This is a genomic window from Castellaniella sp. FW104-7C03 (assembly GCF_040276085.1).
Classification (GTDB): Bacteria; Pseudomonadota; Gammaproteobacteria; order Burkholderiales; family Burkholderiaceae_B; genus Castellaniella.
Genome location: NZ_JBELOK010000010.1, coordinates 1 through 22,247 on the forward strand (window position 1 = coordinate 1; position 22,247 = coordinate 22,247).

Sequence of the window (22,247 nt, forward strand, 5' to 3'; positions counted from 1 at the left end):
GGCCAGGTCATCAAGGCTGCAGTGCCCTGGTTGATGCTGCTGCTCATCTACCTGGTGTTCATCACCTACGTGCCTATCGTCACCCTCTGGCTGCCAGGCTTGTTTGGCTAAGCGTTCGCTGTTGACATAAGGGTGTCATATGGCACCCTCATAATCCCCTCCCAGTGCCTGGGCCATGTGGCCCAGGCTTCTGCGAGGGGATTTTTGCATGCGGCATGCGTTGACACTGAAAAGCCGATTTATTTTGTATCTTTCATTGCTTGCACTCTGTACGCTTTTGGTGCTGGGTGCTGTATTGCATCTGCTGCGTGCAACCGACACGCTGCGTCAAACAGAAGCGGCCCGTTCTCATGCCACCCAGCTGGCCACGCGATACCAGGCGGCTCTCGACGCGTTGACCCGCAATACCATGGCATTTGTGGCCAGCGAACAACCTGAATTCGAACAGCGTTATCAACATGATCTCGCCATCCTGACTGGGCAGGCAGCGGATGTGGCAGGCATCCAGGCCAGCGCGTTGGAGCGTTTCCAAAGCGCCGGGTTCAACAAGCAAGAGATGGCGCTTATCCAGGATGCGCACGCCCAGCTCATTGCGCTTGCCCGTATTCAGCGCGAGGCCATGAATACTGCCAAGGGGCAACTGGACGATGGCCAGGGGGGTATCAAAATTGCATTGCCCAACGCCATGCTGGCCAAGGCCCTGATTTTCAGTCAGCAGTATACGGATACCGAAGCCGCCATTCGGACACTCATTCAGCACTTTGATGCCTTGCAGGCGCAACGGATGGCGCAGCGCGTGGATATTGCAGCTGCAGATGGGCGATCCGCGGGGTATACGGCGATTGCCGCCGTCCTGGCGCTATTATTGCTGAGTGCGATGGCACTGCGCAGCCTGTATCGATCCATCAAGCGTCCTTTGGATCAGGGGCTGGTGCTGGCCGATCATCTTTCTGCGGGCAATCTTACTGTCGGTATCAAACAGGTTGGGCGTGACGAAATGGGCCGGATGATGGCGGCCCTGGAAAGCGTCCGTACGGATCTGAATGAAACGCTTTGCGAGGTGGCCGATCATTTTTCGAGGGTTGATGTCAGTGCGGGCCTTCTGGTCAGCAGCCAGGGTACTGCCTTGAACAACAGCCATACCCAGCGTCAGATGGCTGGCCAGGTATCGGCGGCCATGCATTATCTCGATGAAGCCGTTCAGCAGAACCACGACCGGGCGCTGGAGGCACGGCGTTTGAGCGAGCGCAGTGATGAGCAATCCCACGCCGGCTCGGAAAGTGTGGCCCACCTGGCCCGGGCCATGTCGGAGATTACCGAAGATGGGATACGTGTCGAGACAGCCACTCGCCAAATCGAGAAAATTACCTTTCAGGCCAACTTGCTGGCCCTTAATGCTGCTGTTGAAGCCGCCCACGCGGGGCCACATGGGCGGGGGTTTGCAATCGTTGCCGCTGAAATTCGGTCGCTTGCGCAGGGTATCCGCCATGCGGCGGACACCGTGCACGCCACCATTACCCAGGCTATCAGTAATAGCCGCCAGGGACAGCAACTCGCGGTGGCTGCGCAACAGGCTATGAGCAACGTAGTCGAGGCAACGCAACGCAGCCGTGAGATCATGGACGCCGTGACAGATGCAACAAACCAGCAAGCTCAGGCGATTCACGAAACTGCCCAAGCAGCCCGTGCACTGGAATCCATGGGTGCCCAGAGCGCCCTCCAGGCGGAGGACACCGCGCAGGCTATTGCCGAGCAAACCTCGGGCATGAGCAGGCTGCGTGCAGCCTTGGCACGTTTTCAGCTGGATGTCGGGCCATTAGGCAGCAGCCATACTGCTATTGAATACGCTGAGTAACCTTGTCCCGGCCTGTGCCTCAGGTGCAGGCTGCGATGCTTCTTTTTTTGAAAAATACCGTCTGCAGGTTTAAGAAGCAGAGGTTCGAAGCCCCTTAAGCAATTGCAATGTTTCGTGGGCAGGCAGGCCCATGACGCCGCTGTGGCTGCCTGAAAGGTGGCACACAAAGCCAGCTGCGCGGCCCTGGATTGCGTATGCACCGGCTTTGCCCATGGGTTCGCCTGTGGCACAGTAGGTTTCGATCTCCACCGGGCTCAGTACCTGAAACTGAACCTCGCTGATCTGGCTGGCAGTACGGATACGGCCTTGAAACGACAGCACAATGGCCGTGTGCACCCGGTGCCGGCTCCCCGATAGCTGAGTCAGCATTCTGGCTGCTTCTGCAGGGCTGCCTGGTTTGCCAAGAATGGTGTCGTCCAGAATCACCGTGGTGTCTGCGCATAAAACAGGCGCCTGTCGCCAGTTTTTCGGCCAATGAGCCGGGATGTTGTCTGGTTGCCCCCCAGACCCCAGCCACTGGGTTGCCTGGTGCGCTTTATTCAAGGCGGTACGTTGTACGTAGTCGTCCGGGGCTTCATTGGGCAGGATGGGTTCGTCTTCGCCAGGCGGGGGAGGAACGTGCAGGACGCCATGGGGAATATCCAGCTGCGTGAGGATCTCGTGGCGTCTGGGGCTGGCTGAGGCCAGCAATATAAAAGGCACTGACACTTAGTGCACCCGCAATATTTTCAAGCCGTTGGTGCCACCGCTGTTGCTGTAAAAATCACCTTTTGTCAGGATGATCCAGTCGCCGGCCTTTAACAGGCCCTGCTGGCGCAAAATATCGATGGCTGCCTGGCTGACTTCTGCAGGGGGCAGGGCAGCGGCATCGAAAGGCACGGTATAGACCCCCCTAAATAAAGCTGCCCTACGTTGGGTGGCCACATGACGGGTGTAGCAGTAAATCGGCACACCAGAGCGGATTCTCGACATGATCAGCGGGGTGTGTCCGCTTTCAGTCAGGCTGATGATCGCTTTTACCCCCGGAAAATGATTTGCCGCATACATGCTGGCCAGGGCGATGGTTTCGTCGCAGCGGGTAAATGTTTCGCCCAGGCGGTGATGCGACTGAATACTGTTGGGCTCTTGTTCGGCACCCAGGCAGATGCGCGCCATGGCCTCAACCGCCTCAACCGGATATTGGCCCGAGGCCGATTCGGCAGACAGCATCACGGCATCGGTGTAGTCCAGTACAGCATTGGCGACATCCGAGACCTCTGCCCGGGTGGGAATAGGGCTGGTGATCATTGATTCCATCATTTGTGTGGCGGTGATGACCAGCTTGTTCAGGGTGCGGGCGTGCCGAATGATGCGCTTCTGAATCCCCGCCAGGCGGGCGTCACCGATTTCAACCCCAAGATCGCCACGGGCCACCATCACCCCGTCGCTGGCGCGGATCAGATCGTCAAGGGTTGAGTCATCATCCACGGCTTCAGCACGCTCGATCTTGGCGATGATCCAGGCTTGGCTGCCTGTCTGCTGCATCAGGGCTCGGGCCTGTTCGATATCCGCGCCGGATCGTGGAAATGAGACGGCGACATAGTCTACTTCGAGTTCAGCGGCCAGCAAGATGTCCTGATGGTCTTTTTCAGTGAGACTGGGCGCTGAAATGCCACCTCCGCGTCGGTTGATGCCCTTGTTGTTGGACAGTGGGCCTCCCACAATCACCACGGTATGTACGGCAGAGGAATCCACCGACTCCACTCGCAGGATGACTCGGCCATCGTCCAGCAACAGCTCGTCGCCGGCGGCACAATCCTGAACCAAGGGTGGGTATTCGATGCCGACAATCGCGGTTGTGCCAGCATCCAGTGGGTGTTGGGTAGACAAGGTAAAGGTGTCTCCGGCCTGTAGCTGGATGGCGGTGTCGGTAAAGCGGCCAATGCGGATCTTTGGCCCCTGGAGGTCGCCCATGATGGCCACATGGCGGCCATGACGTTGCGCGATTTCCCTGACGAGGGATACGCGCGCCCGGTGATCGTCGGCGATGCCATGCGAGAAATTCAATCGCGCAACGTCAAGGCCTGCCAGGATAAGCGCCTCGATACGCTCTGGCGAGGATGTGGAAGGGCCCAGGGTAGCAACAATTTTTGTTCTGCGACGAGCGGTCATCGGGCGGCTCCGTGAATGCGCCGGCCAGGACAGTTGGACAGCAGGGTTGGCAATCGGACGATATGCCACAAGGATACTGCAATCGGTGTTGGCCTCGGCCGGCCGCTTACTCGCGGTGGTAGGGGTGATTGGCCAGGATGCTCCATGCCCGGTAGAGCTGTTCGGCCAATAGTACCCGGACCATGGGGTGAGGTAATGTCAGTGAAGATAGGCGCAGTGCCTGGCGCGCACTGTGTTTGAGATCCGGATCCAGACCGTCTGGGCCACCCACAATAAACGCAATATCCTGGCCGCTGGCCCGCCAGGTTTCCAGGTGATGGGCCAGATCCTGGGTGGTGGTGTCACGTGCGTGCTCATCCAGAATCACACGCCAGACATGGGGGCCCAGAGCGGATTCAATCCGCTGAGCCTCGGCCCGCATCAGTTGTGCTGCAGTTTTTCCGTGTGTGCGTGGCTCTGGCCGGATCTCGTGCAGCTCTACCGGGCAATCGCGCGGCATGCGCCGGGCGTAGTCCTGCCAGGCATCCTGTACCCAGGCGGGCATCCGGGTGCCCACTGCCACGATACGCAATTTCATGCGTCGATGTCGTCATCCATGTCTGCGAAAGGCTGAGCAGGCCCGGAGGATGCCAGCCTTACACGGACTGGTTTGGCTCCCCAGATTTCTTCGAGGTTGTAGTAGCTGCGGATGGCGGGTTGCATGCAGTGCACCACAATATCCCCCAGATCGATCAGCACCCATTCGCCGGTTTCTTCGCCTTCAGTGGCAATGACCTCCAGACCGCCACGCTTGGCTTGCTCGGCAACGTGGCTGGCCATTGCGCGGGTTTGCCGGTTGGACGTGCCGCTGGCGACGATGACGCGGTCAAACAGGCTGGTCAGCCCGGTGGTGTTGAATACTTTGATGTCCTGTGCCTTGGTGTCTTCCAGGGCGTCTACGACAAGACGTTGTTGTTTTTGCAGATTCATGAGTTTTCAGAAGGATCCGGGGTGTTGCCCAAAGTTTGATAGAGCCCGTGGGCGCGAATGTAATCGAGGACGCGGATGTCGATCATGGTACCGAGTGGTTTGCCCTCAGCAAGGGCCTGGCGGATGGCCGTACTGGCAATGTTTTGAGGTAGAAACGGGATGTGCACCAAGCCACCTGGCTTGAGTGCCTGGGCCAGGTCTTTAGGGGGGCATGCCTGAGTGCCTGGGCGTTGTGCGACAGCCAGGCGCACCAACGCCAGAATATCGCGCCAGCGGTGCCAGGTGCAAAAATTGGCCAGCTGATCAGCCCCTAGAATCCAGGTGTAGTCTGCATCCTCTGGCAAGGCCTGCAGGGTATCGATGGTGTAGGTGGCACCCGGGCGCTGGAGTTCGATCGGATTGACCTGCAGGTGGGGGTTGCCGGCACATGCAATTTTAAGCATATCCAGGCGTTGCTGCGCGCTTGCACCCAGTTGCCCGCGTTGCCACGGGCGGGCGGCCGGTAATAGCTGCACGGTGTGCAGGTCAAGCGTTTCCCAGGCTGCCTGGGCCAGTGCGATGTGTGCCTGATGGACGGGGTCGAAACTGCCGCCCAGCAGGCCAATCCGGGGTTTTACAGCCATGTGCGGGGTTTTAGATAATCAGATAGCGCTGCCTCGGGAGAGCCAGGTTCTGGCGTCCAGTTGTAGCGCCAGTTGGCGATCGGTGGCATGGACAGCAAGATGGATTCGGTTCGTCCGCCTGATTGCAGCCCAAACAGTGTTCCTCGGTCGTAGACCAGATTGAACTCGACATAGCGACCCCGGCGGTATGCCTGAAAAGCGCGTTCGCGATCGGTGTATGGGGTGTCCATGCGTGCCTGCACAATTGGCACGTAAGCGGGGATGAAGCAATGGCCGACCGCCTTTGTCAGCGCAAAGCAGGTATCGAAATCAGGTTGATTCAAGTCGTCGAAAAACAGGCCGCCAACTCCGCGTGTTTCTTGCCGGTGGCGCAGTAAAAAATAATCGTCGCACCAGGCCTTGTAGCGGGGGTATTTATCGGCACCAAAAGGAGCTACGGCGTCGTGGCACACTTGGTGAAAGTGCCGGGCGTCTGCCTCGACAGGGTAATACGGGGTGAGATCCAGCCCACCGCCAAACCAGAACACGTCCTGGTCGCCACCCGTGCCGTGCGCCACAAACAGGCGGACGTTGAGGTGTGTCGTCGGGACGTGTGGGTTGCGTGGATGCAATACCATGGAGACCCCCATGGCTTCCCAGCTGCGCCCGGCAAGCTCGGGACGATGGGCGCTGGCAGATGGTGGTAGGGTGCGTCCCTGGACATGGCTGAACAAAACGCCCGCACGTTCGAAGACAGTGCCGCCTTCGATATAACGGGTTAATCCACCGCCGCCTTCGGATCGTGACCAGGAATCGTGCCCGAAAGGCGCACCTTCCAGGGCTTCGAGTGCTTGGACGATCTGGTCTTGCAAGTGGGAGAATGCGTTGTGCGCAGCCTCGATGGGAACATGCATCAGTAAGCCTCCGCTTCAGGTATCCAGGGTGCTTTTAGTGAGGTTCAGTGCTCGCCAACCAATGTCGCGCCGAAATTGCCGACCCTCAAACAGGGTTTGGTTGACGGCATCGTATGCGGCCTGTTGGGCCCTGCGAATGGAATCGCCCAGAGCGGTGACACACAGTACCCGCCCGCCATTGGTGCTGAGTTGGCCTGTTTGGCGTGTGGTGCCCGCATGAAACGTCACGCAGCTGTCTGTATCTGGTGCCAGGCTGGTGATGGCGTCTCCTTTTCGGGGAGCGTCCGGGTAGCCCGCTGCAGCCAGCACCACGCCAACCGCTGTCCGGCGATCCCATTGTGGGTCCGCCTGGTCGAGCGTGCCGTTGATCGCGTGCTCGAGGATCTCGGTGAAGTCACTTTTGAGGCGCAGCATGATGGGTTGGGTTTCGGGGTCGCCCATGCGGCAGTTGAACTCGAGCACCTTGAGTGGCCGGGTGGCATCGGGCCCGGGACCGATCATCAGGCCGGCATATAAAAAGCCCGTGTATGGAATGCCGTCGCGAGCCATGCCCAGAACAGCAGGCTGGATGACTTCGCGCATGATGCGGTTGTGCAGGGCAGGGCTGATCAGTGGCGCAGGTGAGTATGCACCCATGCCGCCTGTATTGGGGCCTGCATCGCCATCCAGCAGGCGCTTGTGATCCTGGCTGGTGGCCAGGGGTAAGACATGGTGTCCGTCGCACATCACGATAAAGCTGGCTTCTTCACCTTCGAGGAAGTCTTCGATGACAACCCGTGCGCCGGCCTCGCCGAAGGCACCTTCTTGCCCGAGCATGTGGTCGATGGCCTGCAAGGCTTCAGGCGTGGATTGGGCCACCACCACGCCTTTGCCGGCGGCCAGGCCGTCGGCCTTGATGACGATGGGTGCACCCTGGGCTTGTACGTAGGCCTTGGCTGCCTGTGCATCGGTAAAGGTTTGATAGGCTGCAGTAGGGATGCCGTGACGTTGCATGAACGCTTTGGCGTAATCCTTGGAACTTTCGAGCTGGGCAGCCGCCTGGCTGGGCCCGAAAATGCGCAGACCCGCTGCGCGAAACGCATCGACGATACCAGCGGCCAGCGGTGCTTCCGGGCCAACCACGGTAAAGGCGATTTTCTCGGCCTGGGCAAAGGCGATAAGCGCGTCAAAATCCTGCAAGGGCAGGTTTTCAAGTATAGGTGCGTTTTCGGTGCCGCCATTGCCGGGTGCGATGTAGATCTTTTGCACCCGGGGTGACTGGGCCAGGCGCCAGGCCAGAGCGTGTTCGCGGCCGCCTGAGCCGATCAGCAATAGTTTCATTCGTCGTCCATGACGGCAGTTGTATAGACCTCCTGGACGTCGTCCAGGTCTTCGAGGAGGTCGATAATTTTTTGCATGCGCTCGGCGTCGTCTCCGGCCAGCTGTACCTTGGATTCTGCCTTCATGATGACGCCGTGGATTTCGGCGGTCAGGCCGGCCGCGTCGAAGGCTTGCTTCAGGGTGGTGTAATCGGTAGGCTCGCAGGTGACTTCAATCACCCCTTCTTCGTCGGTCTGGACGTCGTCTGCACCGTTTTCTAGGCCGACTTCCATGACGGCTTCTTCGGAGGTGCCAGGAGCAAAAATGAATTGGCCACAATGTTTGAACATGAAAACAACGCTGCCGTCCTGGCCCAGATTGCCGCCGTGCTTGCTGAGCGTATGACGTACTTCGGAGACGGTTCGTTGGCGGTTGTCCGTCATGCAGTCGATGATGAGCGCTGCGCCGCCGATGCCGTAGCCTTCGTAGCGGATTTCTTCGTAGTTGGCGTCATCCGCCCCGCCAGCACCCCGCTGGATTGCCCGAAGAATATTGTCTTTGGGCATATTGGCTGCAGTGGCCTTGTCCCAGGCCAGGCGCAGGCCTGGGTTGGCATCCGGATCGGCGCCGCCCGCACGGGCGGCGACAGTGATTTCACGGATGATTTTTGTCCAGAGCTTGCCGCGTTTGGCGTCTTGACGCCCTTTGCGGTGCTGGATATTTGCCCATTTGCTGTGTCCGGCCATAGTGTTTCAATTTGGATAAAACAAAGAATCCTTGATTTTAACGCCTTGGGGCGGTTCAGTCTCCGGTACCCGTTTTAGCGTTGGGCCGTTGCAGCCCCGACCATACGATTGCACCCACAATCAGCGCACCGCCGAGGAGGGCGCGCATAGAGGGATACTGGGCAAACAGGATGGCGGCAAACAAGATGGCATAGACGGGCTCGAGGGCGATGACAATACCGGCGGTGCGAGCCTTCAGCTTTGCCAGGCTTGAAACCAGCAAAGAATGCGAGAGTGCTGTGCAGAAGACACCCAGCATAAACACCCAGAGCCAGTCGATGGAGCGCAGGGCAGCGAATTCGGTAAAGCACCAGGGCAAGGTGAGGGCAGCCACCACCGCATTTTCCCAGCAGGCCAGCTCACGCCCTGACATGCCCGTGACGGCCTTGCGATTGGCCAGTGTAAACAGCGCAAAGGTCAGTCCCGAGAGTACTGCCCAGGCCAGCCCGGTTGTGGCCTTATCCTGAAAATTGAAGGACGGCGTCACCAGCACCAAGCCCAGCGTGACCAGAATCACCACCAGCCACTCGGAGGGGCGGGTGCGTTCGTGAAACAGAAAGCCTTCAAGTAGAGTGATGAAGGCCGGGAAGCTGGCAAACCCAAGGGTTGCGATGGCAATGCCGCCAATCTTGACGGCCACAAAAAAAGTGGCCCAGTGGATGGCAAGCAGGGTGCCGGCCAGAATCAGTGCACCCCATGCCGAGCGGGCAGGCCACTGGATGCGGTGCCCGGCGTGGCCGATGAAGAGCAGCAATGTAACCGTTGCAAAGGCGGCACGCCCTGCTGTGATCAGAGTGGCACTGCCCTGGATGAGTTCGCCAAAGATGCCCGTGAGTCCAAACAATACTGCGGTGATATGAATGGCAACCTGAGCTTGACGGGAATTCATGCTAGTCTTTTTGCGTTAAGCGATATAAAGCCCAGCCGGGCGGAGGAACATACAGTGAGCAAGGCGCAGATCATTCAGATTGAGAAACATGGTGGGCCTGAGGTTTTGCAGATGGTGCAGGTGGATGTGCCTGCGCCTGCTGCAGGAGAAGTGCAGATTCGCCAAAAGGCCGTAGGCCTGAACTTTATCGACATCTATTGTCGCACGGGGCTGTACCCAAATCCCTTGCCGCATGGTTTGGGCTTTGAGGGCTCTGGCGTGGTTGAGGCAGTGGGCGAAGGTGTGACGCACGTCAAGGCAGGTGATCGTGTCGCCTATGGGCAAGGGCCTCTGGGCGCCTATTCCACCTTGCGTAATGTCCCGGGCGACAAAGTAGTCGCCATTCCGGATTCAGTCAGCTTCGAGCAGGCAGCCGCCCTGATGCTCAAGGGGCTTACTGTCCAGTATCTGTTTCGCCAGACGTACCGCCTCAAGGGTAATGAGACCATCCTGTTTCATGCTGCCGCAGGCGGTGTTGGCCTGATTGCCTGCCAGTGGGCACGCGCCCTGGGGGTGCGTCTGATCGGCACCACATCGTCCCCCGAGAAAGCCGCCCTGGCACGTCGTTATGGGGCCTCGGAGGTCATCGACTACACCAAAGAAGACGTGCCGGCCCGTGTGCTCGAGCTCACAGATGGCCAAAAAGTGCCTGTGGTCTACGACGGCGTGGGCAAGGCCACCTGGGAGATGTCCCTGGATTGCCTGCAGCCTCGCGGGATGATGGTCAGTTTTGGCAATGCCTCCGGCCCCGTCGAGGGGGTCAATCTGGCAATCCTGGCCAAAAAAGGTTCTTTGTACGTCACGCGGCCGATGGTTTCTGCCTATACAGCCACTGCTCAAGCCATGCAGGCAGCGGCAGCCGATGTCTTCGAGCTTGTGACTGCCGGCAAGCTGGATATCGTGATTGGCCAGCGCTTCGCGCTGAAAGATGCCGGCCTGGCGCACGAAGCCCTGAAATCGCGCCAGACGACAGGCGCGACGGTACTTACCCTAGATTGATCCTGGGATCAGACACAGAACAAGACGCCCCAGTGTGCAGGCAACCGCACATCGGGGCGTTTTGCGGGGACGTTTATTTTGCCGTGTGGTAACGCTGGACGCGTTCGACTTCTTCACGGGATCCCAGAATAACGCCGATCCGCTGGTGGATGCCCTCGGGTTGGACGTCCAGGATACGGTTTTCGCCATCCACTGCACAACCGCCGGCTTGTTCCACCAGAAAGCTCATGGGGTTGGCTTCGTACATCAGGCGTAGCTTGCCCTTGCCGCCTGAAGGCCGGGCATCACGGGGGTACAGGAAAACCCCCCCACGGCTCAGGATCCGGTGGACATCAGCCACCATGGATGCAATCCATCGCGTATTGTAATTTTTGCCCAGAGGGCCAGTCTCACCCTGCAGGCATTCTTCGATGTAGCGCTTTACCGGCGCTTCCCAGTGACGCATATTGGACATGTTGATGGCAAATTCTGCCGTTGTGTCGGGAATCCGGATGTTCTCGTGGGTAAGCAGCCAGGAGCCCATTTCGCGATCCAGTGTAAAGCCCATGACCCCCGCACCGACGGTTAGCACCAGCATGGTTTGCGGCCCGTAAATGGCGTAACCTGCGGCTACCTGGCGTGTGCCGGGTTGTAAGAAGTCTGCCTCGGTTACTTCCCGGCCAGCCGCCTCGGCCGGTGCCTGCAACACAGAGAAAATTGTGCCGATCGATACATTGACATCAATATTGGACGAACCATCCAGGGGATCAAACAACAGCAGGTTCTGGCCCTTGGGGTAATGATTGGGAATGCGGTGGATGGTTTTCATTTCTTCAGAAGCCATCGCTGCCAGATTGCCGCCCCATTCGTTGGCTTCCAGCAAGATTTCGTTGGATAGCACATCCAGTTTTTTCTGAATTTCTCCCTGGACGTTTTCAGTGCCCTGGCTGCCAAGTACCCCGCCCAGTGCTCCTTTGCTGACCGCGTGGCCAATGGCTTTGCAGGCGCGTGACACGGTTTCAATCAACAGACGGACTTCAGGAGAGACCGCTTTGTGTTCGCGTTGCTGTTCAACCAGATACTGCGTCAGTGTTTTAAATTTCAAGGTGTTCCCCCAAAAAAATGGAATAGCGGTCAGGCATCAAGTGCTTTGGAAATGATTTCAGACACATTGCGCGATAGGCCCGGCGCGGAGCGCACGCGTTGCAGGGCTGCCTGCATGCCCTCGCGGCAAGTGGGCTCAAACCGTGCCCATTGGTCGAAGGCCCGTGCCAGGCGGGCGGCAACCTCAGGGTTGATTCTGTTAAGCGCCAAGACTTGTTCTGCCCAGAAGTCGTAGCCTTCTGGTGTGTGCAATTGGGCAGGATTATCTATCACAAAGCGGAAAATCACAGCCCGGGCCCGGTTGGGCGTGCGCAGGGTGAAATCGGGCAATGCCATCAGCGCCCGGATCTGAGCAGCGCCATTGGCCGGGGCGCTGGCCTGAATACCAAACCAGTTGTCCAGTACCAGGGGATCATGCTGCCAGCGTGTGTGGAAATCCTGCAGAAGATCGGTGCATGCCTGTGGCGACTGCTGCAGCAGGGCATTGAGTGCCCCGAGGCTTTCGGTCATGTTTTTGGCTTGTGCGTATTGCTGCCGGGCTGTCTCGGCTGCTTGGGACACTTGGCCGGCCAGCAGATAGCTCAGTGCCAGATTGCGTAGTGAGCGCCGGCCCGCAGAGACTGGGTCGGGAGAATATGGACGGCCATCATCCGCCATGGCCGCGTATAGGTTGCGCCAATGTGTGGCAAGCTGTGCGCCCAGCGCAGCTTGCGTGGCACGCCAGACACGAAACGCCGCTTGTGGATCCTGGGGCTGGCTACGCTCGATAAGTTCGCGTAGGGCAGGGAGGCCCAGGAGTCGTGCCCGGTAGGCCGGGGAGAGGGTTTGGTCTTCTAGGGCGGTTTGCCAGAGGGCCAGCATGGGCGCCATATCGGGGGCTGGTTTTTGTGATTGCCGGGCTTCGACACCTGCCAGAAGATGGCGTAGGGCGGTTTCCTGGGTAGCATCCCAGCGGGCAAAGGGATCGGTGTCGGTGCGTGCCAGCAAGGCGAGGTCTTCAGCCTTGCGTGCCGAGGCGATGATCACTGGCGCAGAAAAGCCTCTGAGCAGGGACAGCACCGGGGGCCGCTTGACACCTTCGAGCCTCCAGCTCTGTTTGGCCTGTGTCAATTGAAGCACCAGCGTATCCATGGTTTTTCCTTGCCAGGAAATCGGCTGCGGCTGGCCGTTGCCATCCAGCAGGCCAATGGCCACGGGGATATGCAGTGGGGGCTTTTTGGCCACCGGAACCTGCCGGGCTTCCAGGCCAACTGGGCCGCATTGTTGGCTGAGAGTGATCTGCAGCGATTGGGCAGAGGCGTCGTAGTGCTGCTCGATGTAGAGCCGTGGGGTGCCTGCCTGTTGATACCAGCGACGGAAGATGCTGAAGTCTTGCCCCGGGAAACGTTGACTGTAGATGGATTCGGTGGCGTTGACGAAGTCGTCGCAGGTGACTGCCTGCCCGTCGTGGCGCCGAAAATATTCGGCCATTCCTTCCTGAAAGCCTGCTTCGCCCAGCAGTGTGTGCTGCATGCGGATGACTTCAGCACCTTTTTCGTACACGGTAGCTGTATAGAAATTACCGATTTCCTGATAGCTGTCAGGCCGGATCGAGTGGGCCATGGGGCCCGCGTCCTCGGGGAACTGCATCATGCGCAGGACGTGTACGTCGTCGATCCGTTTTACGGCCCGGGCGCTGGCCGCCTCGGCCTGGGGCAGGCCGCTGGCCAGCATATCGGCCGAAAACTCCTGCTCGCGAAACACCGTGAGGCCTTCTTTGAGTGACAGCTGGAACCAGTCGCGGCATGTGACGCGGTTGCCTGTCCAGTTGTGGAAGTATTCGTGGCCGATCACGTCTTCGATGCGCCGATAGGTGCTGTCCGTGGCACTTGCTGGGTCGGCCAGCACATAGGCTGCATTGAATACGTTGAGGCCCTTGTTTTCCATGGCGCCCATGTTGAAGTCACGCGCCGCCACGACCATAAAGCGATCCAGATCGAGCTCGAGCCCAAAGCGCGTTTCGTCCCAGTGCAGGGCCCGTGCCAGGCAGTCGAGTGCCCAGTGTGTCTGATCCTTGCAGCCACGGTCGCTGTACACCTGTAGCAGCACCGACCGGCCACTGCGGGTGGTTTCGGTACGTTCAATGCAATCGAAGTCGCCCGCTACGAGTGCAAACAGATAGCAGGGCTTGGGATGTGGGTCGCGCCAAAGCGTCTGATGGCGGCCATCTGGCAGGGTGCTTTGTTCGATCAGGTTGCCATTGGAAAGCAGGGTTGGATACTGGGTTGGGTTGGCCCGCAAAACCACCTCGTAGATGGCCATGACGTCCGGGCGATCCGGGAACCAGGTGATGCGGCGAAATCCTTGCGCTTCGCATTGTGTGAACAGCTTGTCGCCTGATACATACAGCCCCATCAGGGTGGTATTTTGGGTGGGGTTGCAGTCGCTGATGATTTCGAGAGTGAACTCACCGTTGTGTGAGGGAGGCGTCAGTTGCAGTGTGGTATCGGTCAGCTGATACTGTGAGGCGTCCAATACCTGATCGTCGATCAGTACCTGGATCAGCGTCAGATCCTCACCGTCCAGGATGAGGGGTGTGCCGGCCGGGGTATTATCGGTGGCCTGAAGGCGTAAAACGGAATGGACCCGGGTAGAGTCAGCAGCCAGATCGAACTCGAGCCGGACCTGTGACAGACGATAAGGATAAGGGCGGTAATCCTGGCGATAGATCGTCTGGGCCGTATCAGTGCGCATGGTAATTTCCGTCAAGCTTTTAAAGCCATATTGTAGTTCTCCAAACGGGCCATGACAGACTTCTGGCCGAACATGTCTGCTTGTATCACTGTGCAAAACCCTGCTTTCGAAGCCGTAAGGCCGAGTCTATGATGTCAGTGTTATATGCCGGAACAAGGTGTTTGATGTTTGTATTTTCTGCACGGTTGAAATTGGCCATGATCAGCATCGTCTTGATGCTGGGTGGTTGTGCCAGCGTATTTTCCGCTCAGCTTACGCGTTACCAGCAGTGGCCCGATCAGACGCAAGGGGCGCGGTACTGGGTGCAGCCTGATGCGGCGCAGCAAAATAATCTGCAATTTCAGACGTTTTCGGATGCCGTGCGTGCAGCCCTCGGCCCAACCGGCTTGGTCGAGGCACCATCACAAAAGCAGGCCCGCTTTATTGTGCATATCGAATACGGCAGCGAGCAAACCACCGAATGGCGCCAGCAAATGGTGGATCCATATTTTTCTGGTGCCTTTGGCGGCGGTTTTGGATACCACCGGCACTGGGGTGGCTGGGGGCCGGGTCCTGTGATTGAAACGGTTCCTGTTGAAGTAAACCGTGTGCACCTGATGGTGCGTATCGACGATCAGTCGAAGCAGGGCCAGGAGGTTTACCGTGCCACGGCTGTGACATCGGCCAGGGACAGTCAGCTGGGTGCAGTGATGCCTTATCTGGCCCGTGCGGTGTTTGATCAGTTTCCGGGGCGCAATGGCCAGGTGGTGCGGGTAAAGTACCCGCTGCCATAAATAGCGCCGCGGAAGACCTGCCTTTTATTTATATTAAGCAGCAGGTTTGATCAGAAAGGCTTCGCGTGGAGTGCCGGCTGCTTCCGCGTCTGAGACCCAACGAGGTGGTTTCCCGCGCCCGGTCCATTCGGCGTGGGTTTCAGGGTGGCGGTATTTGGGTGGTACAACGCGTTTGGCGCTGGCGGCTGGCTTGCGGGGAGCGCTGGTGGTGGGTTTGCTGGTTTTTTTGCGGTCGAAGGCAGCCAGGATTTCTTCGGGCGTAATGCCATAATCGCGCATAGACCGCACAATCGAGGTGATAACCGGTTTGCGTTGCTTGGCCTGCAGTGACTGCAGTTGTTTTTCGATTTTGGCTTTTTCTTTCTCGAGCCTGGTTTTTTGTGTTGCGTAGCTGGAACGGGCCATGGAATGCTCCGGGAACTAAATAGGTGGAAGTATGATCTGACAATAGATAAAGACCTTTTGTATTAACGTCGGGCCTTGACCGATTTTAATATGGTTTTTATCCGTCTGACTACCTGACTGCTTATTTGATTTTGTTTCAGATATTTAGTTGCGATATTTTATCCATAAGGTTTTGATATGCGGGAATCTCTGTTTCCAGTTGCTGCCGTGCAAATGGTCTCTGGTTTATCGGTTGATGATAATCTCGAACAGGCCGCCCGCTGGATTGCACAGGGTGCGGAAAATGGCGCGCGCTTGCTTGTGTTGCCCGAGTATTTTTGTTTCATGGGCCGCCATGATGCAGACAAGCTGGCCCTGGCCGAGCAGCCGGGAGAAGGGCCTATTCAGGCGTTTCTGGCCTCACAAGCCAGGCAGCACAGAATCTGGCTGGTTGGAGGCTCTTTGCCCCTGCATAGTCCAGACCCGGATCGTATTTACAACGCTTGCCTGGTGTTTGGCCCGGATGGCAAACAGATGGCGCGCTACGACAAGATCCACTTGTTTGGTTTCACCAAGGGTTCCGAATCCTACGATGAATCCATTTCCATTCGGCCGGGCGACAACCCCCCACAAGTGGTGCATATGCCCTGGGGGAAAATGTCCTTGGGGATTTGCTACGACCTTCGGTTTCCAGAATTTTTTCGCTCTCAGGGGGATGTCCGCCTGATGGTGTTACCAGCCGCTTTTACCTGGACAACAGGTTCGGTACACTGGGAAATCCTGCTTCGTGCGCGGGCCATCGAAAACCAGTGCTATGTGTTGGCCAGTGCCCAGGGAGGGCATCACGAAAACGGCCGACGCACCTGGGGCCATTCGATGCTGATTGATCCCTGGGGCGAAGTGCTTGCCTGCTTGCCTGAAGGCCCGGGGCTGGCTGCGGGCACGCTTGATTTTTCACGGATCGAGTCCGTCCGGCAATCTTTGCCGGCATTGCGTCACCGTGTGCTGTAATAGCCAAATAAATAGTGTCAGATTGTTTACATGGATCGCATCAGATGAAATTGTTTGAACCCGGTTTGGATGCGCTTAATACAGCGCGTAGCTTGTTGCTGGAGCCTTGGGGCCTGGATGAGTCGCACCTGGCTCGTGCGCTGTCAGAAATCCATACACATCGGGTTGATTATTCCGACCTGTATTTTCAGTACAGCTGCTCCGAGGGCTGGAGCCTTGAAGAAGGCATCGTCAAGACTGGCAGCTTCTCGATCGACCAGGGCGTTGGGGTCAGGGCAATCAGCGGCGAAAAAACCGCCTTTGCCTATTCTGACAGCCTGTCTCCCGAGGCGCTGATTTCCTCCGCGCAGGCGGTGCGCACCATTGCGCGCCAAGGTGCCGGCCGGCAAAAGGTGTCTGCGGGGCCAGAGACGCCGCATCACCTCTATCCAGCTGTCAACCCTGTCGAGTCTCTCTCTGCGGCAGATAAGGTTGCACTGCTGGGGCGTGTCGAAGCCATGGCCCGGGCGGCAGATCCCGAAATCATTCAGGTGATGGCAGGCCTGGCGGCCGAATACGATGTGATTCTGGTGGCAGGCAGCGATGGGCGCCTGGTTGCTGACGTCCGGCCACTGGTGCGCTTGTCTGTCACCGTGATCGCCGAGCGTAAAGGCCGGCGGGAAATGGGCCATGGTGGGGGCGGCGGCCGCACCGGCCTGGCGTATTTCACAGATGATATTTTGCGTGGCTATGTGCAACGCGCGGTTCACGAAGCTCGGGTCAACCTCGAAGCTCGGCCGGCGCCCGCCGGACAAATGACTGTTGTCCTGGGTTCCGGATGGCCCGGCATCCTGTTGCACGAGGCTGTGGGGCACGGGCTTGAGGGCGACTTCAATCGCAAGGGATCCAGTGTTTTTGCCGGCCGCATTGGTCAGCGCGTTGCCTCACGTGGGGTAACGGTGGTGGATGATGGTACCTTGCCTGATCGCCGTGGTTCATTAAATGTTGATGATGAAGGCCATCCCACTCAGCATAATGTGCTTATCGAAGAAGGCATCCTGCGAGGTTATATGCAGGATTCCATGAATGCCCGGCTGATGAAGCAAAGCCCAACAGGCAACGGGCGGCGTGAATCCTATGCGCATCTGCCGATGCCGCGCATGACCAACACGTATATGCTGGCCGGCACTGCCGAGCCAGACGAGATCCTTGCCTCTGTAGACCGTGGCTTGTACGCCGTAAATTTCGGCGGTGGACAGGTGGATATCACCAGCGGCAAGTTTGTGTTCTCTGCCTCAGAGGCCTACATGATCGAAAACGGCAAGATCAGCTATCCAGTCAAGGGGGCCACCCTCATTGGTAGCGGCCCCGAGGCCATGCAACGCATCGGGATGGTGGGGCACGACCTGGCCCTGGACTCCGGTGTGGGCACTTGCGGTAAAGAAGGCCAAAGCGTGCCTGTGGGCGTCGGGATGCCTACCTTGCGTATCGATGGCCTGACAGTGGGCGGCACGGCCTGATTTAGGGGGGGTACACACCGGCCAGGCTGCTTGCCTGCTGGGCGTACCCAACGCCCGTTGTCTTAGGCGTGCGTGTGGCCAGCCTGCTGGTGGCTGATATCGTGCCCAAACACCTGCCGCAAATAGGCAAGAAAAGTCTGGTCTGTGCAATGCTCTTTGCCGGGGCTATCGGCCAGTTTGGCCGTTGGCATGCCATTGCATTCAAAAAGCTTCATCACGATATTCAGTGGCTGTGGCCCCAGATCGTTGGTGAGATTGGTGCCGATGCCAAAGCCCAGTTGTACCTGATCGGCAAAGTGGTGGTAGATTTCCAGTGCCTTGGGCAGATCCAGCGCATCCGAAAATACAAAGCGTTTGGTTTTTGGATCGATCCGCAGTGAGCGATAGTGCGCCAGGGCTTTTTCGCCCCACTGAATTGGGTCGCCTGAATCGTGTCTCAGGCCGTCAAAAAGTTTGGCAAAATACAGATCGAAGTCCAGCAGAAAGGCATCCATCCCGACAACATCCGTGAGCGCGATGCCGAGGTCTCCGCGGTATTCCTGTACCCAGTCCTCAAGAGCACTGCGCTGAAAATCCCGCAGCCGGACTTTGCCAAATGCCTGATAAGACTGCAGGTATTCGTGTGCCATGGTGCCTACCGGCACCAGCCCGTGTTCTCTGGCCAGTGCCACGTTGGAGGTACCCGTCATGATGTGGGGTACGGCTTGTCGCAGTGTGGTGACAACCTCGGTTTGCCAGGTGCGGGAAAAGCGCCGACGCAAGCCGAAGTCGGAGATCTGCAGCGGAAAGCGTCTGGACGCCTCTTGAGAAAACGTTTTCAGCAACTGGATCTTGTTGTGCAGGCGCAAGCGCCCCTCTGCGTAGGTTTCCGGTGTCTGGTAATGGCGGAAATAGAGTTCATTGACGATTGCCAGAACAAAGATTTCGAAGCCCATCACGTGTACTTGCGGGCCACGTGCGATGATGCGTAGTCCTGCGCCTTCGGTTTCAATTGTTATGAAGCGCCGCTGAAAATGAAACAGCGAGAGAAAGTCGACGAAATCAGACTTGATATAACGCAGTCCGCGAAGATAATCGAGCTCTTCTTGCGTAAACCGTAAAGAGCACAGATGGTCGATCTGTGCCCTGACTTCATCTGCCAGGGCTGCCAGCGGGTGCTCGGGCTGATTGCGGCAGATAAAGCGATATTCTGCCTGGGCAGCGGGGTGCCGATGCAGCATGGCCTGCCACATGGTGAACTTATAGAGATCGGTGTCCAGCAAGGACACGATCACGGGCTCGAATGCGGCGGGTGTCATACGGTTTGGCTCCTGAGTCACTCGCTGAGGCGGTGGCGTTGTGCCCTGACGCGATTCAGCGTATCGCCAAATTGCGTCAGGCGGGCCTGTTCTTGTTCGACCACAGCCTTAGGGGCGCGCTCGACAAAACTGGCGTTTGACAGCTTGCCTTGGGCCTTGGCAATTTCTTTTTCCAGCCGATCGATTTCTTTATCGAGGCGGATGCGTTCTGCTGCCAGATCGATCTCGACATGGAGCATCAGCTGAGTGGTGCCCACCACCTGCACCGGCGCGCCGATCTCTGGCAGCTGTTCAAGCGCCTGAACATCGGACAGCCGGGCAAGCATGCTGAGGTACGGGGTAAGCGTTGTCAGGTCTTCGGGGGCGCCCTGAACCAGCAAAGGTACCCGTTGTCCCGGCGCCAGATTCATTTCTCCGCGCAGTGCCCGAATGGCGTCTGTCAGGGTTTTGAGTGTTTTGAGACGGCCCACGGCAACAGGATCCAGCAAGGTATCGCGGGCCTGGGGGTAGGGTTGCACGCTGATGCTGGCGGTCTGGTCGGGTGTCCGTACGCCCGCAGCCACTGACACCTTTTGCCAGAGCTCTTCGGTGATGAACGGCATGATCGGGTGAATCAGGCGCAAGAGCGTTTCGAGAACATGGATCAGGGTACGGCGGGTGGCCGCCTGCTGGACAGGCTGGCCGGACTGCAGCTGCACCTTGGCGAGTTCCAGGTACCAGTCACAGTATTCATCCCAGATGAAGTGATAGAGCCGGTCGGCGACGTGATCAAACCGGTATTGTGCAAATCCGGCATGGACGTCCGTAATCAGCTTCTGCAAGCCGTCAATGATCCAGCGGTCGGCAAAAGAGAGGTCGTCTGCTTGCGCCTGGCCGAGTGTGTGGCCCTCGACGTTCATCAGCACGAAGCGGGTGGCGTTCCAAAGCTTGTTGCAGAAATTTCGATACCCTTCGCAGCGCTTGAGATCGAAATTTATGTTGCGTCCCAGTGTGGCGTAGGCCGCCATGGTAAAGCGCAAGGCGTCGGTGCCGTAAGCGGGGACGCCCTCAGGGTAATCCTTGCGCGTGCGTTTGCGGATGGCATCCGCCTGTTTCGGGTTCATCAGGCCGGCCGTGCGCTTGGCCAGCAGCGGCTCAAGCCCAATGCCGTCGATCAGATCCACGGGGTCGATGGTATTGCCCTTGGACTTGGACATTTTCTTACCTTCCATGTCACAGACCAGCCCGTGAACATAGACGGTGCGAAACGGTACTTCGCCGGTGTGGTGCATGCTCATCATGATCATGCGGGCCACCCAGAAAAAGATAATGTCGAAGCCCGTGACAAGCACTGCCGACGGCAAATAGCGGGCAAGATCGGGGGTCTTGTCTGGCCAGCCAAGGTCTGTGAAGGGCACCAGGGCGGATGAAAACCAGGTATCCAGTACGTCAGGATCACGTGTCAGGGGGCCCTCTATGCCGGCTGCGCGCGCCTGGGCTTGCGCGTCTTCGGCAGAGCGGGCAACAAAAATCTGGCCGTCGGCCGAGTGCCAGGCAGGAATCTGGTGGCCCCACCACAGTTGCCGTGAGATGCACCAGTCTTGAATGTTGGTTAGCCACTGGTTGTATGTGGTAGTCCAGTTCTCGGGTACAAATTTGACGCGGCCGTCTTCGACAACCTGAAGAGCAACCTCAGTGATGCTTTTCCCGGGGTGCAGGCTGTCTGTGGGCGCTGGCTTGCTCATGGCGACAAACCACTGGTCAGTGAGCATGGGCTCGATGATGCTGTTGGTGCGATCGCCGCGGGGTACCATCAGCTTATGTGGTCGAACCTGCTCCAGTAGCCCCTGTGCAGACAAGTCTTCGACCATCCGCTTGCGGGCCTCGAAGCGATCAAGGCCTCGGTAGGCAACTGGTGCTTCATCGTTGATTTTGGCATCCAGTGTCAGTACGCTGATCATCGGCAACTGGTGGCGCTGTCCGACAGCGTAATCATTGAAATCGTGTGCCGGCGTTACCTTGACAACCCCTGTGCCAAATTCGCGATCGACATAACTATCGGCAATCACCGGGATCTCACGACCTACCAGCGGCAGCGTGACGGTCTTGCCCACCAGGTGGGCGTAGCGTTCGTCGTCCGGATGCACCATCACAGCCACGTCACCCAGCAGGGTTTCAGGGCGGGTGGTGGCCACAACCAGATGGGTAAGACCTTGCTCGGGGCGGGTGAGCGGATAGCGGATCTCCCACATGTGGCCGTCTTCTTCGCTGCTGACCACCTCGAGATCCGAGACCGCGGTACCCAGTATCGGATCCCAGTTGACCAGCCGCTTGCCGCGATAAATCAGGCCTTGCTGGTACAGCCGTACAAAAACCTCGATCACGCCGCGTGACAGGCGGTCGTCCATCGTGAAGTATTCACGTGACCAGTCGCAAGATGAGCCGAGCCGGCGGAACTGGCCCGTAATGGTGCTGCCGGATTTTTCTTTCCAGGCCCAGACGCGTTCCAAAAACGCTTCACGTCCCAGGTCGTGGCGTGAAACCCCTTCGGCATCCAGCTGGCGCTCTACCACGATCTGGGTGGCAATACCTGCGTGGTCGGTACCAGGAATGAAGACGGTATCGTCACCGTTCATGCGGTGGTAGCGGATCAAACCATCCATGATGGTTTGATTGAATGCGTGCCCCATGTGAAGGGTACCCGTGACATTGGGTGGCGGAAACTGAATGGCAAACGGAACAGCAGCATGTCCTGCAGCAGGCTGCACATGCTGGCCACCCGAAAAAAGGCCTTGGCGGCTCCAGAGTTCATACCAGCGGGACTCGATGTCCTGGGGTTCGAAGCTTTTGGGTAGTGAGGCAGAAGAAGAGTCGCTCATGGCGTCGGGTAGCGAAAAAACGATTATTGTAGGCGGATGTCCGCGGCGACGTGCATGATAAAATGCACGGTTAACTGTTGGCGCGTACTGCCCCGCATCCAGGGGG

At 58.3% G+C, this 22,247-nt stretch carries 19 protein-coding genes; 5 read left to right on the top strand and 14 right to left on the bottom strand.

The genetic code is table 11. From position 1 onward, the window contains the following. The first annotated feature begins 208 nt into the window (after nt 1-208). Nucleotides 209-1,855 (top strand): methyl-accepting chemotaxis protein, encoded by a 1,647-nt coding sequence (locus ABS758_RS12185; RefSeq protein ID WP_350383311.1) that lies wholly within the window; start codon nt 209-211, stop codon nt 1,853-1,855. Nucleotides 1,856-1,924: 69 nt separating this feature from the next. On the opposite strand, the gene ABS758_RS12190 is transcribed toward ABS758_RS12185, so the two are convergent. From ABS758_RS12190 to ABS758_RS12230, 9 genes are all read right to left on the bottom strand, one after another. Continuing rightward, entirely contained in the window at nt 1,925-2,563 is a 639-nt protein-coding gene (locus tag ABS758_RS12190) for a Maf family protein (protein WP_350383310.1), read from the bottom strand. After that, on the bottom strand, nt 2,564-4,006 hold the full coding sequence (gene pyk / locus ABS758_RS12195; RefSeq protein ID WP_350383308.1) for a pyruvate kinase: 1,443 nt from the start codon (nt 4,004-4,006) through the stop codon (nt 2,564-2,566). Between the two features lie 106 nt (nt 4,007-4,112). Next, nucleotides 4,113-4,583: a 23S rRNA (pseudouridine(1915)-N(3))-methyltransferase RlmH gene (gene rlmH, locus ABS758_RS12200; protein WP_350383305.1), complete on the bottom strand. Its 471-nt coding sequence runs from the start codon at nt 4,581-4,583 to the stop codon at nt 4,113-4,115. Beyond that, nucleotides 4,580-4,975, bottom strand: a complete 396-nt coding sequence (gene rsfS / locus ABS758_RS12205) for a ribosome silencing factor (protein ID WP_350383304.1) — start codon at nt 4,973-4,975, stop codon at nt 4,580-4,582. The genes rlmH and rsfS overlap by 4 nt, the downstream gene beginning before the upstream one ends. Then, on the bottom strand, nt 4,972-5,598 hold the full coding sequence (gene nadD / locus ABS758_RS12210; RefSeq protein WP_350383302.1) for a nicotinate (nicotinamide) nucleotide adenylyltransferase: 627 nt from the start codon (nt 5,596-5,598) through the stop codon (nt 4,972-4,974). The genes rsfS and nadD overlap by 4 nt, the downstream gene beginning before the upstream one ends. Then, nucleotides 5,589-6,491, bottom strand: a complete 903-nt coding sequence (gene hemF / locus ABS758_RS12215; RefSeq protein ID WP_350383299.1) for an oxygen-dependent coproporphyrinogen oxidase — start codon at nt 6,489-6,491, stop codon at nt 5,589-5,591. Before hemF ends, nadD begins: the two co-directional genes overlap by 10 nt. A gap of 15 nt (nt 6,492-6,506) precedes the next feature. Next, a complete protein-coding gene (purD, locus tag ABS758_RS12220) occupies nt 6,507-7,811 on the bottom strand; it encodes a phosphoribosylamine--glycine ligase (RefSeq protein ID WP_350383297.1) in 1,305 nt (434 codons plus the stop codon). Further along, complete coding sequence (locus ABS758_RS12225; protein WP_350383294.1) at nt 7,808-8,536, bottom strand: YebC/PmpR family DNA-binding transcriptional regulator; 729 nt, start codon at nt 8,534-8,536, stop codon at nt 7,808-7,810. The genes purD and ABS758_RS12225 overlap by 4 nt, the downstream gene beginning before the upstream one ends. A 55-nt stretch (nt 8,537-8,591) precedes the next feature. Then, entirely contained in the window at nt 8,592-9,464 is an 873-nt protein-coding gene (locus tag ABS758_RS12230; protein ID WP_350383292.1) for a DMT family transporter, read from the bottom strand. A 54-nt stretch (nt 9,465-9,518) separates the two neighbouring features. Between ABS758_RS12230 and ABS758_RS12235 the strand changes: the two genes are divergently transcribed. Beyond that, the gene (locus tag ABS758_RS12235; protein ID WP_350383289.1) at nt 9,519-10,502 is read left to right on the top strand and encodes a quinone oxidoreductase family protein; all 984 of its coding nucleotides are present in this window, start codon (nt 9,519-9,521) and stop codon (nt 10,500-10,502) included. Between the two features lie 73 nt (nt 10,503-10,575). Here the strand turns inward: ABS758_RS12235 and ABS758_RS12240 are convergent, their stop codons facing one another. Both ABS758_RS12240 and pepN read right to left on the bottom strand, forming a co-directional pair. Then, complete coding sequence (locus ABS758_RS12240) at nt 10,576-11,586, bottom strand: class 1 fructose-bisphosphatase (protein WP_350383287.1); 1,011 nt, start codon at nt 11,584-11,586, stop codon at nt 10,576-10,578. Between the two features lie 29 nt (nt 11,587-11,615). Next, nucleotides 11,616-14,318, bottom strand: a complete 2,703-nt coding sequence (gene pepN, locus ABS758_RS12245) for an aminopeptidase N (protein WP_350383285.1) — start codon at nt 14,316-14,318, stop codon at nt 11,616-11,618. A gap of 197 nt (nt 14,319-14,515) precedes the next feature. Between pepN and ABS758_RS12250 the strand changes: the two genes are divergently transcribed. Next, nucleotides 14,516-15,091 carry a DUF4136 domain-containing protein gene (locus ABS758_RS12250; protein WP_350383282.1) on the top strand — a complete coding sequence of 192 codons (576 nt, stop codon included), beginning with the start codon at nt 14,516-14,518 and terminating at the stop codon, nt 15,089-15,091. 33 nt (nt 15,092-15,124) lie between these two features. On the opposite strand, the gene ABS758_RS12255 is transcribed toward ABS758_RS12250, so the two are convergent. Continuing rightward, the gene (locus tag ABS758_RS12255; RefSeq protein ID WP_350383280.1) at nt 15,125-15,496 is read right to left on the bottom strand and encodes an H-NS histone family protein; all 372 of its coding nucleotides are present in this window, start codon (nt 15,494-15,496) and stop codon (nt 15,125-15,127) included. 177 nt (nt 15,497-15,673) lie between these two features. Between ABS758_RS12255 and ABS758_RS12260 the strand changes: the two genes are divergently transcribed. Further along, nucleotides 15,674-16,486: a carbon-nitrogen hydrolase family protein gene (locus ABS758_RS12260; RefSeq protein WP_350383278.1), complete on the top strand. Its 813-nt coding sequence runs from the start codon at nt 15,674-15,676 to the stop codon at nt 16,484-16,486. Nucleotides 16,487-16,530: 44 nt separating this feature from the next. Continuing rightward, nucleotides 16,531-17,985: a metalloprotease TldD gene (tldD, locus tag ABS758_RS12265; protein ID WP_350383277.1), complete on the top strand. Its 1,455-nt coding sequence runs from the start codon at nt 16,531-16,533 to the stop codon at nt 17,983-17,985. Nucleotides 17,986-18,047: 62 nt separating this feature from the next. Here tldD and pncB read toward each other — a convergent pair whose 3' ends face one another. Next, the gene (gene pncB, locus ABS758_RS12270; RefSeq protein WP_350383275.1) at nt 18,048-19,283 is read right to left on the bottom strand and encodes a nicotinate phosphoribosyltransferase; all 1,236 of its coding nucleotides are present in this window, start codon (nt 19,281-19,283) and stop codon (nt 18,048-18,050) included. 17 nt (nt 19,284-19,300) lie between these two features. Then, nucleotides 19,301-22,141: a valine--tRNA ligase gene (locus ABS758_RS12275; RefSeq protein ID WP_350383273.1), complete on the bottom strand. Its 2,841-nt coding sequence runs from the start codon at nt 22,139-22,141 to the stop codon at nt 19,301-19,303. Nucleotides 22,142-22,247: the final 106 nt, after the last annotated feature.

What these genes read in the sequence shown, in the direction of transcription:
- rsfS (WP_350383304.1), bottom strand. Translation starts at nt 4,975, where the DNA reads ATGAATCTGCAAAAACAACAACGTCTTGTCGTAGACGCCCTGGAAGAC.
- ABS758_RS12230 (WP_350383292.1), bottom strand. Translation starts at nt 9,464, where the DNA reads ATGAATTCCCGTCAAGCTCAGGTTGCCATTCATATCACCGCAGTATTG.
- purD (WP_350383297.1), bottom strand. Translation starts at nt 7,811, where the DNA reads ATGAAACTATTGCTGATCGGCTCAGGCGGCCGCGAACACGCTCTGGCC.
- ABS758_RS12260 (WP_350383278.1), top strand. Translation starts at nt 15,674, where the DNA reads ATGCGGGAATCTCTGTTTCCAGTTGCTGCCGTGCAAATGGTCTCTGGT.
- pyk (WP_350383308.1), bottom strand. Translation starts at nt 4,006, where the DNA reads ATGACCGCTCGTCGCAGAACAAAAATTGTTGCTACCCTGGGCCCTTCC.
- ABS758_RS12255 (WP_350383280.1), bottom strand. Translation starts at nt 15,496, where the DNA reads ATGGCCCGTTCCAGCTACGCAACACAAAAAACCAGGCTCGAGAAAGAA.
- pepN (WP_350383285.1), bottom strand. Translation starts at nt 14,318, where the DNA reads ATGCGCACTGATACGGCCCAGACGATCTATCGCCAGGATTACCGCCCT.
- ABS758_RS12185 (WP_350383311.1), top strand. Translation starts at nt 209, where the DNA reads ATGCGGCATGCGTTGACACTGAAAAGCCGATTTATTTTGTATCTTTCA.
- ABS758_RS12250 (WP_350383282.1), top strand. Translation starts at nt 14,516, where the DNA reads ATGATCAGCATCGTCTTGATGCTGGGTGGTTGTGCCAGCGTATTTTCC.
- hemF (WP_350383299.1), bottom strand. Translation starts at nt 6,491, where the DNA reads ATGCATGTTCCCATCGAGGCTGCGCACAACGCATTCTCCCACTTGCAA.
- tldD (WP_350383277.1), top strand. Translation starts at nt 16,531, where the DNA reads ATGAAATTGTTTGAACCCGGTTTGGATGCGCTTAATACAGCGCGTAGC.
- pncB (WP_350383275.1), bottom strand. Translation starts at nt 19,283, where the DNA reads ATGACACCCGCCGCATTCGAGCCCGTGATCGTGTCCTTGCTGGACACC.
- nadD (WP_350383302.1), bottom strand. Translation starts at nt 5,598, where the DNA reads ATGGCTGTAAAACCCCGGATTGGCCTGCTGGGCGGCAGTTTCGACCCC.
- ABS758_RS12275 (WP_350383273.1), bottom strand. Translation starts at nt 22,141, where the DNA reads ATGAGCGACTCTTCTTCTGCCTCACTACCCAAAAGCTTCGAACCCCAG.
- rlmH (WP_350383305.1), bottom strand. Translation starts at nt 4,583, where the DNA reads ATGAAATTGCGTATCGTGGCAGTGGGCACCCGGATGCCCGCCTGGGTA.
- ABS758_RS12225 (WP_350383294.1), bottom strand. Translation starts at nt 8,536, where the DNA reads ATGGCCGGACACAGCAAATGGGCAAATATCCAGCACCGCAAAGGGCGT.